The organism is Sphingobacterium sp. LZ7M1 (assembly GCF_024296865.1).
Taxonomy (GTDB): domain Bacteria; phylum Bacteroidota; class Bacteroidia; order Sphingobacteriales; family Sphingobacteriaceae; genus Sphingobacterium.
Genome location: NZ_CP101134.1, coordinates 2,918,705 through 2,934,486 on the forward strand (window position 1 = coordinate 2,918,705; position 15,782 = coordinate 2,934,486).

At 41.2% G+C, this 15,782-nt stretch carries 7 protein-coding genes; 3 read left to right on the forward strand and 4 right to left on the reverse strand.

The features are described 5' to 3' along the window. Positions 1 to 61: 61 nt before the first annotated feature. Positions 62 to 3,607 (forward strand): chromosome segregation protein SMC, encoded by a 3,546-nt coding sequence (gene smc / locus NMK93_RS12620; RefSeq protein ID WP_254527678.1) that lies wholly within the window; start codon positions 62 to 64, stop codon positions 3,605 to 3,607. Positions 3,608 to 3,828: 221 nt separating this feature from the next. Here the strand turns inward: smc and NMK93_RS12625 are convergent, their stop codons facing one another. The 4 genes from NMK93_RS12625 to NMK93_RS12640 all read right to left on the reverse strand — a co-directional run bounded on the left by NMK93_RS12625 (position 3,829) and on the right by NMK93_RS12640 (position 12,174). Continuing rightward, entirely contained in the window at positions 3,829 to 4,014 is a 186-nt protein-coding gene (locus NMK93_RS12625; protein WP_185216852.1) for a hypothetical protein, read from the reverse strand. A 998-nt stretch (positions 4,015 to 5,012) separates the two neighbouring features. Further along, entirely contained in the window at positions 5,013 to 7,343 is a 2,331-nt protein-coding gene (locus tag NMK93_RS12630; RefSeq protein ID WP_254527679.1) for a prolyl oligopeptidase family serine peptidase, read from the reverse strand. Positions 7,344 to 7,495: 152 nt separating this feature from the next. Continuing rightward, on the reverse strand, positions 7,496 to 10,894 hold the full coding sequence (locus NMK93_RS12635) for a DUF1080 domain-containing protein (protein ID WP_254527680.1): 3,399 nt from the start codon (positions 10,892 to 10,894) through the stop codon (positions 7,496 to 7,498). Positions 10,895 to 10,905: 11 nt separating this feature from the next. Continuing rightward, positions 10,906 to 12,174, reverse strand: a complete 1,269-nt coding sequence (locus NMK93_RS12640) for a Gfo/Idh/MocA family oxidoreductase (protein ID WP_254527681.1) — start codon at positions 12,172 to 12,174, stop codon at positions 10,906 to 10,908. 512 nt (positions 12,175 to 12,686) lie between these two features. Between NMK93_RS12640 and NMK93_RS12645 the strand changes: the two genes are divergently transcribed. Both NMK93_RS12645 and glpK read left to right on the forward strand, forming a co-directional pair. Then, on the forward strand, positions 12,687 to 14,255 hold the full coding sequence (locus tag NMK93_RS12645) for a glycerol-3-phosphate dehydrogenase/oxidase (protein WP_254527682.1): 1,569 nt from the start codon (positions 12,687 to 12,689) through the stop codon (positions 14,253 to 14,255). A gap of 25 nt (positions 14,256 to 14,280) precedes the next feature. Beyond that, complete coding sequence (glpK, locus tag NMK93_RS12650; protein ID WP_254527683.1) at positions 14,281 to 15,774, forward strand: glycerol kinase GlpK; 1,494 nt, start codon at positions 14,281 to 14,283, stop codon at positions 15,772 to 15,774. The last annotated feature ends 8 nt before the right edge of the window (positions 15,775 to 15,782 follow it).

The following is a 15,782-nucleotide window of genomic DNA, read 5'->3' on the forward strand; positions in this document are numbered from 1 at the left end:
GGTATTTCATTCATTGTTGAAATTCCTTAATTTCGCACACATTTTTTACTTATAAGAGCTAATGCAATTAACAAAATTAGAGATTAGAGGGTTTAAAAGTTTTGGTGACAAAGTAACAATCAACTTCAATGAAGGGGTAACAGCCATCGTTGGACCAAATGGTTGTGGCAAGTCTAATGTTGTTGATGCAATGCGCTGGGTACTAGGTGAACAGAGCACCAAGAACCTGCGTTCAGACAAAATGGAAAATATCATCTTTAACGGCACCAAAAACCGTAAAGCTGCTAATCTGGCTGAAGTTTCATTGACCTTTGACAATACCAAAAACATATTACCTACCGAGTTTGCAACTGTTACAATCACTAGAAAACTGTTCCGAACCGGTGAAAGTGAATATAGACTTAACGATGTAAAATGTAGATTAAAGGATATTACGGATCTTTTCCTGGATACGGGAATTGGTTCTGATACCTATTCGATCATTGAATTAAAGATGATCGATGAAATCATCGCCAATAAGGACAATTCCAGAAGAAACCTCTTTGAGGAAGCATCAGGGATCTCGAAATATAAAGTCCGCAAAAAACAGACCCTATCGAAACTAAAAGATACCGAATCCGATCTTTCCAGGGTTGACGACCTTTTGTTTGAAATCAACAAGAACTTAAAATCGCTCGAAAACCAAGCAAAAAAGGCGGAGAAATACTTCAAACTCAAGGATGAATATAAGGAAGCAAGCATTGGTTTAGCTTATTATAAACTTGAGGGTTTTCAAACAGATCTTGAAAGGATTACCGATCAGGAAGCCGAGCAACAGGAAAAACTGAGAAATGTGCTTTCCAAAATGGAGAGCAAGGAGAAAACCTTGCAAGAATCCAAAACGGATATCCTTGCCAAAGAACAGAACCTGTCTACCCAACAAAAGGCTACCCAGGAATATATCAATAAGATCAGGTCTTATGAATCTGAGAAAAAGATCAAAAATGCGCAATTGCAACATCTGCAGGAAAAGGAAACTCGTCTTAATAATGACCTGCAGATCGACAAACAGCAATTGAACCATGTGCAATATCAAATAAAGCGACTGAACGAGGAACTTTTTGAAGAACAGAACAGCTTAGATATCTTAAAGCAGGACCTAGATACTAATAAAATCGAGGTTGAAGAACTGCGAGCACAACAGTCCTCGGCGAAAACGAAGCTGGACGAATTCTCCAAAAATAGTCAGGCCCTACAAAGCCAAATCTATGCTTTGGAAAAGGAATTGGCAGTTTTAGGCATACAAAAGGAAGCTTTGGAACAAGAATCCTTGCGAACCAGTCATGATTCTGAATCAAAAGAACTGGAACTTCAACAGTTCAATCATGCAGTTGCCGAATTAGAAGAACGTGTAGGGATCCAACAAGATCAATTTGATGAGGCCTTACGGACGGAAGAGGAAATCCAAAGGCAGATTGCCCAATGTGAAACCAAGCTTAAAGAATCAGCAGATGACCTGAGTAGAAAAGCGCGGTCCGTAGATTCCAAACAGAACGAATATAACCTTACAAAATCTTTGGTAGATAATCTGGAAGGTTTCCCAGAGTCCATTAAGTTCCTAAGAAAACATGCTGGCTGGAAGAAAAACCCACCCTTGTTTTCTGATATCCTATTCTGTAAGGAAGATTACCGTGTGGCTGTTGAGAACTTCTTGGAGCCTATCATGAACCATTATGTGGTAGAGACCAAAGAGGATGCTGTACAGGCCATAAAACTGTTAAGTGATTCTTCAAGAGGAAGAGCCAACTTCTTTGTTTTAGAAGCAATTAACGAACAAAAACCCAATAACAGCGCTAAGGAAAACAATAAGGCCCTTATACCGGCCATGGACATTATTAAGGTTGACGAAAAATACCGAAACCTTTGTAATATCCTTTTACAAGATGTGTATTTAATTGACTCGGAAGCTGAAATTGACATCGATGCCAACCTACCAGCTGATAACATAGTCCTTCTTCAAAAAGAGGGAAAATACGCTAAAAACAAATTGGGAATCTCTGGTGGCTCGGTAGGTTTATTTGAAGGCAAACGTATCGGAAGAGCCAAGAATTTAGAAATCCTGGAAAAGGAAATCAAAGATCTGAACGAACAGATTGATATCATACAAGAAACCCAAGAGGCATTGAATAGTCAATTGGTCGGATTGAAAGGCAGTTCCCAAAAGGAATTCATCGACGAACAGCGAATACAATTGAACCGTCTGAACAATGAGCTGACTACCGTAAAGACAAAACAGGAGCAATATCAAACTTTCATCAATAGCAGCCAGAACAGAAAACAGGATATTGAGACCAAGGTTGCCAATATCATCGCTCAATTAGAGAAATCTGAACCTGAATTGGCTACATTCAAAGAAACGGCAACCGAAAACCAAACGGTATTAAGCCGTCTGGAGGATTCCTACCATGAACTGACCGAGATCCTGAACGAGAAATCAACTGTCTATAACCAGGAAAACATTAAGTTCCACCAACAGCAGAACAAAGTGAATACCCTGCAAAGGGATGTAGAATACAGGGAAACACAACGTGAGAACCTAGAAGATAGAATCGAGAAGTTCAGCATAGAATTTGAAACAGTCAAAAACGACCTGAAAGAAGCCTTGAGTTTTGTAGACAACAACGATACAGACCTGGGCTCAATGTACGAACAAAAGGAATTGCTTGAAAAAGGTTTGCAAGAAGTTGAAGAAAATTTCTTTAAATCCAGAAAGGTAATCAACGATCTAGAAGATGAAATCAATCAACTTCGCAAATCCAAGGATATATCTGACGCTTTGATATCTGAGTTGAAGGATAAGAAAACAACATTACAGATTGACTTGAATGCGCTTAAGGAAAGGCTTTCAGTTGAATTCAATATCGAGTTACAAGATTTATTGGAAGCGGAAATCCCAGAGGAAAGATTGGCTATGGCCGATCTAGAGACTTCCTGCAGAAAGCTTAAAAAGCAATTGGATGACTATGGAAGCATCAATCCAATGGCCAAGGAAGCATACGATGAAATGGATGAACGCCATGGTTTTATACAAAAGGAAAAAACAGATCTAATGGAAGCCAAAGCTTCCTTATTGAGCACGATCCAAGAGATTGATCAGTCTGCCAATGATAAATTCATGTACGCCTTTACCACCGTTCGTGAGAACTTCATCAAGGTATTCCGATCCCTGTTCAACGAGGAAGACTCCTGTGATATCGTATTAAGTGACCCAAACAATCCTTTGGAATCCGATATCGATATTGTAGCACGTCCTAAAGGGAAACGTCCTTTGTCGATCAACCAGCTTTCAGGTGGTGAGAAAACATTGACTTCCACTGCCCTATTGTTCTCTTTATATTTATTGAAACCGGCACCGTTCTGTATATTCGATGAGGTCGATGCTCCATTGGATGACACCAATATTGATAAGTTCAATAACATCATCCGCGAGTTCTCCAACCAATCCCAATTTATTGTGGTTTCCCATAATAAACGTACGATTGCCAGCACCGATATTATCTACGGTGTAACTATGGTGGAACAAGGTGTATCAAGAGTTGTAGCGGTAGATTTAAGAGACGTCGCCTAAAAGATTAATACCAAAATAAATATGGAATCCCCCTAAGAAAAGAAACTTAGGGGGATTTTTTTATCCTTTATTTTTTTAATCAAGTTCCAGAGCAGGCATTTTTAATTAGCCCTTTCCTTTTACCCATGTTCGAGGCATCTTCGGGAATGCTTCGGGAATACCTTTCTTAAAATATTGAACATTTGGCCAAAATTCGGAATATGTCTCGAATAAGGTAGGAATTACCTAGGTTTACGATTGATCCAATCCTTGGAAAACAAGAAGTAGATAGCATTGGTGCCTATCAATATGACCAAAGCAAAATAGCCAAGTGATTTATTGTCCTTGTTCGGCCCAAATAAGAAGTAGAACATGGTCGCCGCTGCCGTTAATGATATAATCAGCAACAGAAGTCGATTATAATTCATAACAAATTGGTTAATTGGTTAGTAACTCCCTGAAGATAAGAAGAAAATTTGAAGAAATGGTAAACAGCTGAATAACCCCCAACAGGAAATGTCATTAAATTAAGAAAAAAACAAAATTTAGATTCTTCGTTACTTTTGGAGCCCAACAGTAACCAAACCGACGAAGGAGCTCACGGACCCCAATTCTATTGTTACTTTTGGAGCCCAAAAGTAACCAAAAACCTTCGGTCCATTTAAGATGGCTTTTCGCACAATCATCCGCACATGAAAAGAATGCCTGGATGTCGAGGGTGGCGTTCTTCTAAATTCTCCCCTTCAATGGGAGAATTTCTTGATAGCATCCAAGGCCATTCCCATCGCACAGTGCATCGGCATTCTTTCCATTTTTCCGCCATTGGAAATGAGCCGGGGCTAAAGGGCTTCCTTCGGAAGGATAATGTATATTTATATGTTTTGAGAAACCCCTAAAGGGGGTGGCATCTTTGTAGAAATTAGATTCTTGGAAATGGCCAACCCACAGCGTGGGTGAAATATCTTTCTATACCTTTTCTGTGTCACCCTGAGGGCACCACCGAAGGGTCTCGGAACTATCCATACTTCACTTGAAATAGGTTTCTCATCTTACGATTTCGAAATGAAAAACCCTTCACAATAAAATTAAAAATAGATTCTTCGCTGCACTCTGAATCTCCCTCCAGAACATTTTGATTCTGAACGATGAGTGAAGAATCTGTACGGTTCTCCCCCATCATCCCCTTGTCATTCTCAATCGAAGATTGAGGACCTGTACGCCAATGCAATTATGGTTTGTATGGTACCGAGATCCTTTCTGCGTCAGGATGAAAGGTTGGCGGAAACCGAAGGTTAAGTTACTGGACACCAATACCCCACCCTTTGTATGGTTCCGAAAACCTTCGTTCCTCAGCCTGACACCGGTAAAAAACCAAGGAGGGGGCAAATTACTCTTGCCCCCTCCTTGGTTTTTATCAAACTGCTTTTTATTTCTTCAAGGTATTTTCAAACAACTTGAATATCCTTTTGTATTCATCGGTCCAACTGCTTGGTTGTACGAATCCATGGTCTTCGACTGGATAAACCGCTAAATCCCAATTTTCTTTTCCTAATTCTATCAAACGCTGGTTAAGCCTTACGATATCCTGGAATTGTACATTGACATCCACCATACCATGCAACATCAACAGATTGCCTTTTAATTTATCGGCAAAATAGATTGGTGAACTTCTCTTGAAAGCGATCGGATCCTCTACCGGTGTATTCAATATATTGGCGGTATAACCATGGTTATAATGTGCCCAATCTGTAACAGACCTTAGAGCCGCACCAGACTTGAATACCTCCGGTTCGGTAAATAGGCCCATCAAGGTAATGAAACCTCCGTATGAGCCTCCATATAGGCCTACATTAGCAGGGTTAACTCCGTAATGGTCTACCAAATACTTTACACCATCAACCTGATCGGTAAGATCCTTCCCTCCCATATGTCTGTAAATGCCTGTTCGGTGATTACGTCCATAACCGGAGCTCGCTGTATAATCAATATCAATTACAGTATAGCCATTGTCGGCTAACATGTTATTGAACATATATTCCCTGAAATACTGGCTCCACCAATAGTGTACATTCTGCAGATAACCTGCTCCATGTACAAATACTACCGCCGGTTTATTGGGGTGCGGATTCTTGGCTGGATAAACACGAGCATATACATCATCGCCATAGCGGTTTTGGAACTTAACCATATCAGGCTCGCGCCAAGCATAGCTATCAAATTCTGTGCTGGTCGATTTGGTAATCTGACTGGCATTCGCTTGGGCTTTGTTAATCTGTAAGTACAGTTCCCAAGGTTTGTTCATGGTAGAATGGCTAATCGCCAAATATTTTTCATCCGGTGAAAGCGTGACTTCATTACCACCCTTCATCGAGGTGATCTGTGATAAATTGCCTCCTTGAACAGGTAAGCTATAAAAATGGGTAATGCCGGGATGCTCTTTATTTCCCGAGATATAGAAGTTCTTTCCATCTTTTGACAATTGAACCGATTGCACCTCCCAGTTTCCTTCGGTCAATTGCTTTTTACTGTTGCTATTTAGATCGTAGCTGTACAGATGCGAGTATCCAGAGGCTTCACTATTGAAATAAAAGGTATGGTCATTCAACCATTTGACATCTCTTCCTATTCCAGGTCCAGATATCCAGGCATCATCATGCTGTCTATCCAATTGGGCCACACTTGCATCTTCCGGGTTTACCTTCAAGATCCAAAAATCCTTGTTGTCCTGAGCTTTTGCCGTGATTACCGCATATTTAGCATTAGGCGACCAAGAAGCTACACCCCAAGTGATTTGACGATCTTTATTTGCTTTTTGGAGCTCTGCTAGACGTTCTGGATAGTCAGATAAATAAGCTGGCAGATCTTTGATCCCCGGAATTTTGGTTGCCTTAACCTCCAAAGCGGTATCTTGTTTCACTTTATATACGTAGGCCTTAAACTGTGTAAGTTCATTTCCCACTTTAGTACGCATATTGAGGTCTTCCACATAACCAGAACGGGTGATGAAATCGGGAACAATGGTATTTCTATTTCCTTTGGCAGGATAGATCAAACGGTAAGTGATATATTGCCCATCGGGACTAATCGACAAACCGCCCAATAAAGCGTCACCAAGATATAATGCTTTTTTGTTCTCCTTCTTTTTCCGTTTATCCTTTAATCGATCCTCTTCCTTAAAGACCTCAAACAGCTGTTCTTGGTCTTTTTTCAGCCATTCCTCCTGATCGGACAGCTTTCGGTCGGATTTTGGAGCAGCACCGCGTTGAAAGTTTGTCAATTGACGAACTGTAGTATTGTTCAGGTCTAGGGAATATACATTTTCATTTCTCTGGAATACCAGTTCATCGTTCAACAAAAAGGATAACGGGTTTTCCCTTTCTACAGTTTCGGTAAGACGCTTGACCTGATCCTTGTTCTTAACATAAAGATCTCCTTCCCTTTCGAATACGGCAATGCTCTTGTCCTTATTAAAAATATATTGTGGAGCTTCATCCAGATTGGCAATGCTATCCGAACTTAACACATATTTCTTGGAGGCAATATCCAAGCGATAAACTTGGGCTTTATCCTTGCCTTCTGGATTCCAATCAAAATAGAGGAATCTACTGTTGTCAGACCAACGATAATTTGAGGGTGAAGTACCCATCCATTTAGGATCTCGCATGATCTTTTCGACCGTTAAAGGTGATAGCTGGGCAAAGCTGCTAGAAACAGCTCCAAGGACCAAACAAGAGATGATGAGGTTAATCTTATGCATGAATAATTGATTGTTGTTTTTACTATGGCAAGTATACGAGATTCGGGAGGAATATGCGGAACTGTCAGCTTTATTTTACGATAAAAAACTCGGGATAAAAAAAGGGACTATCCTAAATGGACAGTCCCTCTTTCATTCTATTAAAAATCTATTTACAATTTTTTCACTCTGATATTACGAAGGAAAACTTCGGTACCATGACCTAAGAAACCGATATGGCCAGTGCTATTGCTTAGACCTGGGTGACTCTTACCATCAGCTGGACCATTTTTGGTCGCCTGTTTCAGATCTCCATCTACAATAACTTTTCCATTAACGGTAATCTTGATCTTATCGCCTTGGATACGGATCTCTTCCGTATTCCATTCACCAACTGGGTTTAAGGCACCACGTTTAGCAGCAATAATTCCATAGACCGAACCATGGTATTGATAAGGTTTAAGATCTTTGTACACGTCAGCCCCATCATCTAAGATTTGGATTTCCATACCTTGATAGGCAGCATCGCCTTCTAATGGTGTACGGATTCCTACACCGTTGTTTGCTCCTGGCGTCAATTTAAACTCAAATCTATATACGAAATCGCCGTATTGATCTTTGGTATAAAGGTTCTTTCCAAATTTTGCATCTGGATTTGAACGGATATAGCCTTCCGGAGTGATCTCATAAGCTGAAGTACTCGTCCATTTATCAAGGTTAGTACCATCAAACAGCAATTCAAAACCTTCTTGTTTCTCTTGGTTGCTCAAAGTAGAGACTTCCTTACGAGGAATTTCCTTGATAAAGATATCACGGTACCATACTCTGGATCCATGAGCTTGCAGTTCGATCTGTTCCGTTGGGAAGATAGATTGATTACGGTCCCAATAGTTTTCCAATGGAACATTATCAACAACCAATTCGCCATTTAACCAAACGGATACATCTTCACCTACCATTTTGATCTTGAAGGTATTCCATTCGCCTAAAGCATTATCTGCAACTTTTATAGGGTCTTTGGCATTTTTAGCATTGTTATAAAGACCACCAGAACCTACTTGAGCACCTACCTCGGTACGAGAGATATCCCAAATCTGAACCTGTGGAGTTCCTCTCAGGTAAATACCAGCATCTGGTTCTTTACCATTAGGATCTAATTTCCAATCCACCAACATTTCAAAATCGCCATATTTCTTGATTGTAGCGATATTGTCACCATGTCCGCTGAATACAAGATCACCATCTTGCGCAGTCCAGCTTTCACGCATCTTTTTGTCAGCTTCCGCTTGTTTCTTCGCTAATTCAGCTTTCGACATGTTGGCACGTTTGATTGGATTTTCCACCAATCCTTGCCATCCAGTCAAATCTTTACCATTGAACATGGAAACAAAGCCTTCACCACTTGGCATTTCTGCTAGATGACGGACGATAGCTTCTTTCAGATAAGAACTTTCGCTTCCTGAAATTCTAGTTGCAGCATCATTTAAGATCTTGCGAACATCAGCTCCAATATAGTCCTTATGGTCCATAGCGATATTCATGGCTACGTTGGTTGCTGATCCCCCTAAATCTTTGTCAGACATGTACTGTGCAGCAAACATCAAGGCTTGGTAAGTACCAGTAGACTGAAGGTTTGACAACGCAGCTCTCTTTTGCTTTACGTCTTGCGCCAGTTCAAAAGCATCTTTTAACAATAAGGTTTTCTGTTCTGGATTGACGGTACTTGCATTCAATTGCTTGATCAAGCCATTGAAAATGGTATTGAATAGCGCTGGATCCTTTTCCGTTTTGGAAAGACGGATCAAAACAGGAAGAGATTCCGACTTTGACCAGTTTGCCAAGGCTTGGATAGATTCAGCTTTTAACGGTCCATTGCTCCCTACATAGTTTTCAACTGCTTTTAAGGCATCTGCACCACCTACACCTGCGAATATTGGGAAATATTTAGCTGCGGAAGGAGCCGCTGAACGCGATATATTAGCTGCCAGACGTTGGATTTTAGCATCCTTATCTGGGCTGGCATTGATTGCATCGATGGCTGCTTGCTGTGCGTATTTTAATTCTTCTCCAGAAGCATTGTCCATTAATTGGATGACTGCCTCTAGGTTATCGGGATTTACGGTATTGGACAAAGCTTTAAAAGCGGCCAATTTCACTGCAGCATCTGTTGAAGCTGTTAAGGGCAATACCGCAGCAGATGATGAAGGATTCGTTCTATGTGATAGGACATCCAATAAAGCCACTTGGGTTTTTGCATCAGCATTGGCTAAAGCTCCATTCACAACATCCATTGTTCCTTTATCTTTTGAGGATAAAAGTAATGTTTTGATAACGGCCAATTCCTTTTCAGAGGCATTTGGTATCTGTTTGATCAAGAAGTCTGAATTTGCTCCTTTGGTCAATACAGAAAGCGCATTTAAAGCTGCGATTTTTGCTTCTTCATCCTTCAATGCAGGAAAGCTTTTTTCAATAGCCTTAACTGAACCCGTTGCATCTTCGGTGGCCAAGAAGTTCAATAAGCTCTCTTGGGCATCGCCATCAAACTTTCTCAATGAACCAGCTAGTTTCACCAAGTCGCTCGCTTTCGCTTCATCAGCCAATAGGCCTAAAGCTACATTGCGAAGTAATTTATCTTCATTAGAGGCCAATTTGATCAATTGTTTCTTCTGCTTGGCTGGGTTGATTGCAGTCAATACCGAAATAGCTCCGGCTTGGATTGTTGGCGCTTTGAATGCCGTAGCATTTTTGTATAAGGTTGTAGCAAATCTGGTTGCTTCCGCATCCTTGTCTTTTTTAGCTAACCCTTCTGCATAGTCTACCGCTAGACTTGCCGCATTGGTCTTATCGTACTGATAGCTTTTTTCTTCTGCTTTTTTTAAGAAAAGCTCTGCGGAATTAGGACCAGCAATTTTACTCAATGCCGTTAAACCTGCAACTTGAAAATTATCTGAGGTATATTTTCCGATCAGTTCGATGATTTTCGCTTCCGCTTCGGTAGATTCCAGCTCACCAAGAGCCGTTACAATAGCAGTAGCTGTTTTTTCAGTCGCTGAGCTGTTTAAAGCAGCATTTAATGCGTTAGCAGCTTCAGGAGTATGGATAGCATTCAAAACGCGAGCGGCTTTTTCCGCTAAGTCTTCATCTGCCAAGTACGGAGCTACCTTTTCAATAGCATCGTTTTTAGCAAAGAATTTAAGCAGTTCAAATACGTATCCCTTGTTGTTTTTGTCGGTTAGTTTATCCAATGCCTCTAATAAGCCCTTTACATAGGTTGCACGTTGGCCTTCCATGTTGGGTTGCATCACAAAAAACGCATATGAATTAGTTGCATATTCTATTGGCGCATTATTTCCTCCTTGAGGTTTCAATCCTAGCAATAGCGCTGAAACATCCTCGGAAGTAAATCCTTCCAGTTCTTTCATTGCCATCAGGAACTTTGCTTGTTCTTCTGCAGGCTGTTGGGCTAATACATCGGCAATCTTGGTGGCAGTGGTGCGTCCAGTTGGTTGCTGTGCATAAGCGGCAACTTGTAAAAATAATAATGCGGCTATGGTGTTAAATACTTTTTTCATGTTTCGTAGGTTTAGAAAGACCAAGGGCCTCTCATCGGCTGGTGAATTAATCTGTTAGCTGCTTCATCATTGACAAATTCCTGTTTCGCGGAATCATAATGTAAAGTCCTGTTCAATCTAAGCGCTGCAAGCCCTAAGTTGATCAAGGTACAGGAGTAATAACCATTCTCTTCATTCAGTGCAAATTTCTGACGCGTACGAACTGCCTCTACGAAGTCGGTAACTTGAGGGGCTGGATCTGGATATTGGGCCAGCTTGCGTTCCAAGTCTGGAATATCCGAAACAAATCCTCTATATAGTTTTCCATTAGGCCCTTCTATGTACGCTTTTCCTTCTTCCGTGCCTTCACCGTCCAAGATAATTTGACAACCATCTGCGTAGGTATAGGTAATCTTTCTCCAAGTTCCTACCGCATCTGAATGTTGTTGTGGTGCATCAACTTCAATCTTAACTGGTGATTCATTGTCCTTTCCTAAGAAATATTGAACTGGGTCCATGTAATGTTGACCCATATCACCAAGGCCACCCCCATCATAATCCCAATAACCTCTAAAGGTCAAATGGGTACGGTGGGTGTTGTATGGTTTGTATGGTGCTGGACCTAACCACATATCATAGTCTAATTCTTTTGGAACCTGCTCCACCGGTAGGTTGGTTTTTCCTACCCAGTAGAATTTCCAGTCAAATCCTGTATGCTTGCTGATGGTCACTTTCAATGGCCATCCCAGCATACCTGTATCAACCAATTTCTTGATTTTCTTAACCGGTACATTCATGCCATAGAAATTGGCATCGAAACGGAACCATGTATTTAAACGGAAAATATTACCATGCTGTTTGACAGCTTCTTTCACTCTTTTACCTTCACCTATGGTTCTGGTCATTGGTTTTTCACACCAGATATCTTTTCCGGAGCGGGCAGCCTCGACCGCCATCAATCCGTGCCAGTGTGGTGGCGTAGCGATGTGGACAATATCTACTTCAGGATTTGAGATCAAATCACGGAAGTCATGGTGTTCTTTGACACCTCCACCCAGTGCTTTTTGTGCTAATGCTAAGTGGCGGGTATCCACATCACAGATAGCGACTGTCTTGGTACCGGCGTATTCAAAGTGTCCACGGCCCATGGAGCCGACACCGATTACCCCTTTTGTCAAGTGATCGCTGGGTGCTAGATAGCCTTTTCCAAGTACAAAACGAGGCACAATAGTAAATGCTGCTGCCCCAATCAACGATTTCTTGATAAAATCGCGCCTAGAAGTATTATTGTTTTCTTTCATAAAATTTATGATTCAACTGGATATAACAAACTCTTTCCTTGCTACGAACAGCTCCCACCCTCGGAAATTGATTCAGCAAAAAAGAAGATTATTGTATCATAAAAATTGTATAAATAGATTTAGTTTCACAAGTGTAGGAAAACTTTTCAGTTTTCGGTTATCACATTCAGTCATAACTTTATTAATTTAAGTCATATACTTTTATTTTTGGTCTGTAAGATTTAGTCAAACGTTTGCGTAAATGAATTATTACTAAGTGTCGTAGCGGTAGATGCGGCTCTTACTTTAAAACATTATTAAAGGTAATTTAAGATAATTAAATCATTGTTTTTATAAAATTCAAGATTTATTTATATTGGCTCAACATCAAAAATAAGAATAAAATTCTTTTAAAAAAGAAGGAGATATGCCTTTTTTTATGGATTATTAAAGGCGTTAATTTTATGTAAAGTCCTCAGCATGGATTTAATTTCTTCTTAAAAATTCTTACATTTAGCATAAAACACAATTACATGCTCGCTGGAATCAACAGATCAGATCAACTCAATAAACTAAAAGAATCAACCATTTGGGACTTGGTAGTCATCGGAGGCGGTGCTACCGGCTTAGGGACAGCAGTAGATGCTGCCAGTAGAGGTTTTAAAGTCCTATTGATCGAAAAATATGACTTCGCAAAAGGAACCTCCAGTAAGAGTACCAAATTGGTACATGGTGGTGTCCGTTACTTGGCAAATGGTGATATCAAATTAGTGATGGGTGCCTTGAGAGAAAGAGGCCTGATATTTAAGAATGCACCACACGTTTCATCCGTACAATCTTTTGTTATCCCTGTCTATTCGACTTTTAGCAAATTAAAATACTTAATTGGCCTGAAGCTCTATGATTGGCTTGCAGGCAGCCTACGCATCGGAAATTCGGAAGGCCTCTCCAAAGATGAGGTGGTTCAGAAACTCCCTCACATCAAGACAAAAAGCTTGAAAGGTGGGATTTTGTACTATGATGGTCAATTCGACGATGCCAGACTTGCCGTGAACTTGGGTCAGACAGCATTTGAACATGGCGCGACCGTTCTGAACTATATGGAAGCAATGGAGATCCACAAGAATGAGCAAGGAAAAGTCAATGGAATTACCGTAAGGGACACTGAAACAAACGAAACATATCGCATTCAAGCTAAGACGGTTATCAATGCTACCGGTGTATTTGTGGACGATATCCTGAAGATGGACTCCCCTAAGCATAAAAACTTGGTTCGTCCAAGTCAAGGTTCGCATATCGTGATTGACCAGAAGTTCCTCGATGGGATCGATGCATTGATGATTCCGGAGACTAGTGATGGACGTGTCCTCTTTGGTGTGCCTTGGCATGGGAAAGTCCTGCTCGGCACAACCGATATCCCTATCAAGGATCATATGATCGAACCAAGACCAATGGAAGATGAAATCAATTTTATTTTGGAAACCGCAGACAGCTATTTGAATCCTGCGCCAAAGCGTGAAGATATCCTAGCTATTTATGCCGGATTAAGGCCTTTGGCCGCTCCAAAAGACGATGATGAAAGCACAAAGGAAATTTCAAGGGACCATAAGCTTATCCACTCGGAATCTGACTTGATCACGATTACGGGAGGTAAATGGACAACCTACCGTAAAATGGCAGAAGACACCGTCAATATGGCCATTGAGATCGGGAAATTGAAAGATGTACCATGTAGGACCAAAAACCTAGCAATCCATGGTTCAACCCCAGATGTCTATCATGCGCATTGGAACCTTTATGGTAAAGATTATCAAGCGATACAGCAACTGATCCAAGAGGATGAATCCTTACGCGACCTGCTGGTGGATGGCTATGAATACAACGCCGCTGAAGTGGTTTGGGCTTGCCGTTACGAGATGGTCCGTAAGGTTGAAGATTTCCTTGCCAGACGTTGTCGCCTCCTACTGTTAGATGCCGAGGCGTCGATGAAAGCCGCTCCTAAAGTGGCCGAGATCATGGCCAAGGAACTGGGCAAACCTGAAGGTTGGGCACAAGATGAAGTTAAGCAATACATTAAACTAGCGAAACGCTACACACTATAATTCAAGACTATATAAACCGTAGAGAATGAAAGAATATATTGTTGCATTAGATCAAGGAACGACAAGCTCGAGAGCAATTTTATTTAACAAAAAGGGTGATATCGTCAACATAGCCCAAAAGGAATTTCAACAGATCTATCCCAAATCGGGATGGGTGGAGCATGATCCGCAGGAAATCTGGTCTAGCCAGATGGCTGTATTCACGGAAGCCTTGGCGAAATCCAAGACCAAGTTGGAATCCATCAAAGGTATCGGTATTACCAACCAAAGGGAGACCACCGTGGTATGGAACCGTAGAACTGGCGAACCTATCTATAATGCAATCGTATGGCAAGACCGCAGAACTGCTGACTATTGTGCCAAGCTGATCAAAGACGGTCACTTGGACATGGTTCAGGAGAAAACTGGTCTCCTGATCGATTCTTACTTTTCTGCAACAAAGATCAAATGGATCCTGGACAATGTGAAAGGTGCAAGAAAACTGGCTGAACGCAAGGAACTTGCTTTTGGAACCATTGACTCGTGGTTGATCTGGAACTTAACGAATGGAGAAAAACATGTTACGGATGTGACCAACGCATCACGAACCATGCTTTATAATATCAATGATCTAGAATGGGATAAGGGACTATTGGAATTGTTTGACATTCCGGAGTCCCTGTTGCCTGAAGTAAAGAGCTCTTCTGAGGTATATGGTGAAACATCCACCGAATTGGGCAGCCGACCTATTCCGATTGCTGGTATCGCCGGTGATCAACAAGCGGCTCTTTTTGGGCAGATGTGCCTGAAAAAGGGAATGGCCAAGAATACCTATGGGACCGGATGTTTCTTGTTGATGAATATTGGCAACAAACCTGTCAAATCGGAAAATAAATTGGTAACTACCATTGGCTGGAAAATCGGAAAAGAGGTAGTCTACGCTTTGGAAGGAAGTATTTTTATTGGCGGAGCTGTTGTACAATGGCTACGGGATGAGTTAAAGATCATCAAAAAATCAAGCGATATAGAAGCCTTGGCAACCAGTGTTGATACCACTGATGGGGTTTATTTAGTCCCTGCTTTTGCGGGATTGGGTGCTCCACATTGGAACCCGAACGCCAGAGGAACAATCTTTGGAATCTCAAGAGGAACAACCGATGCCCATATTGCTAGGGCAGCCATCGAAAGTATCGCTTACCAAACCCATGATATCCTGAAAGCCATGGAAGCGGATTCTAAGACCAAGATCAAAGAATTGCGCGTGGATGGCGGTGCGACTCAAAACCAATTCCTTTTACAGTTCCAGGCTGATATATTAAAATCTACGGTTGTAAAACCTAAGATCACAGAAACTACTGCTATGGGAGCCGCATTTCTAGCGGGTCTTGCTGTTGGATTCTGGAAGGATCTATCGGAACTCCAAGAGCTTTGGCAAGAAGATAAACGCATTGAAAACAATAAGTCCGTAAAGCTGGACAAGAATCTTGAACAATGGAAACGTGCGGTAAACGCTGTGATCTATTGGTCGGATAACGCATAATACCACTA

What these genes read in the sequence shown, in the direction of transcription:
- smc (WP_254527678.1), top strand. Translation starts at nt 62, where the DNA reads ATGCAATTAACAAAATTAGAGATTAGAGGGTTTAAAAGTTTTGGTGAC.
- NMK93_RS12625 (WP_185216852.1), bottom strand. Translation starts at nt 4,014, where the DNA reads ATGAATTATAATCGACTTCTGTTGCTGATTATATCATTAACGGCAGCG.
- NMK93_RS12630 (WP_254527679.1), bottom strand. Translation starts at nt 7,343, where the DNA reads ATGCATAAGATTAACCTCATCATCTCTTGTTTGGTCCTTGGAGCTGTT.
- NMK93_RS12635 (WP_254527680.1), bottom strand. Translation starts at nt 10,894, where the DNA reads ATGAAAAAAGTATTTAACACCATAGCCGCATTATTATTTTTACAAGTT.
- NMK93_RS12640 (WP_254527681.1), bottom strand. Translation starts at nt 12,174, where the DNA reads ATGAAAGAAAACAATAATACTTCTAGGCGCGATTTTATCAAGAAATCG.
- NMK93_RS12645 (WP_254527682.1), top strand. Translation starts at nt 12,687, where the DNA reads ATGCTCGCTGGAATCAACAGATCAGATCAACTCAATAAACTAAAAGAA.
- glpK (WP_254527683.1), top strand. Translation starts at nt 14,281, where the DNA reads ATGAAAGAATATATTGTTGCATTAGATCAAGGAACGACAAGCTCGAGA.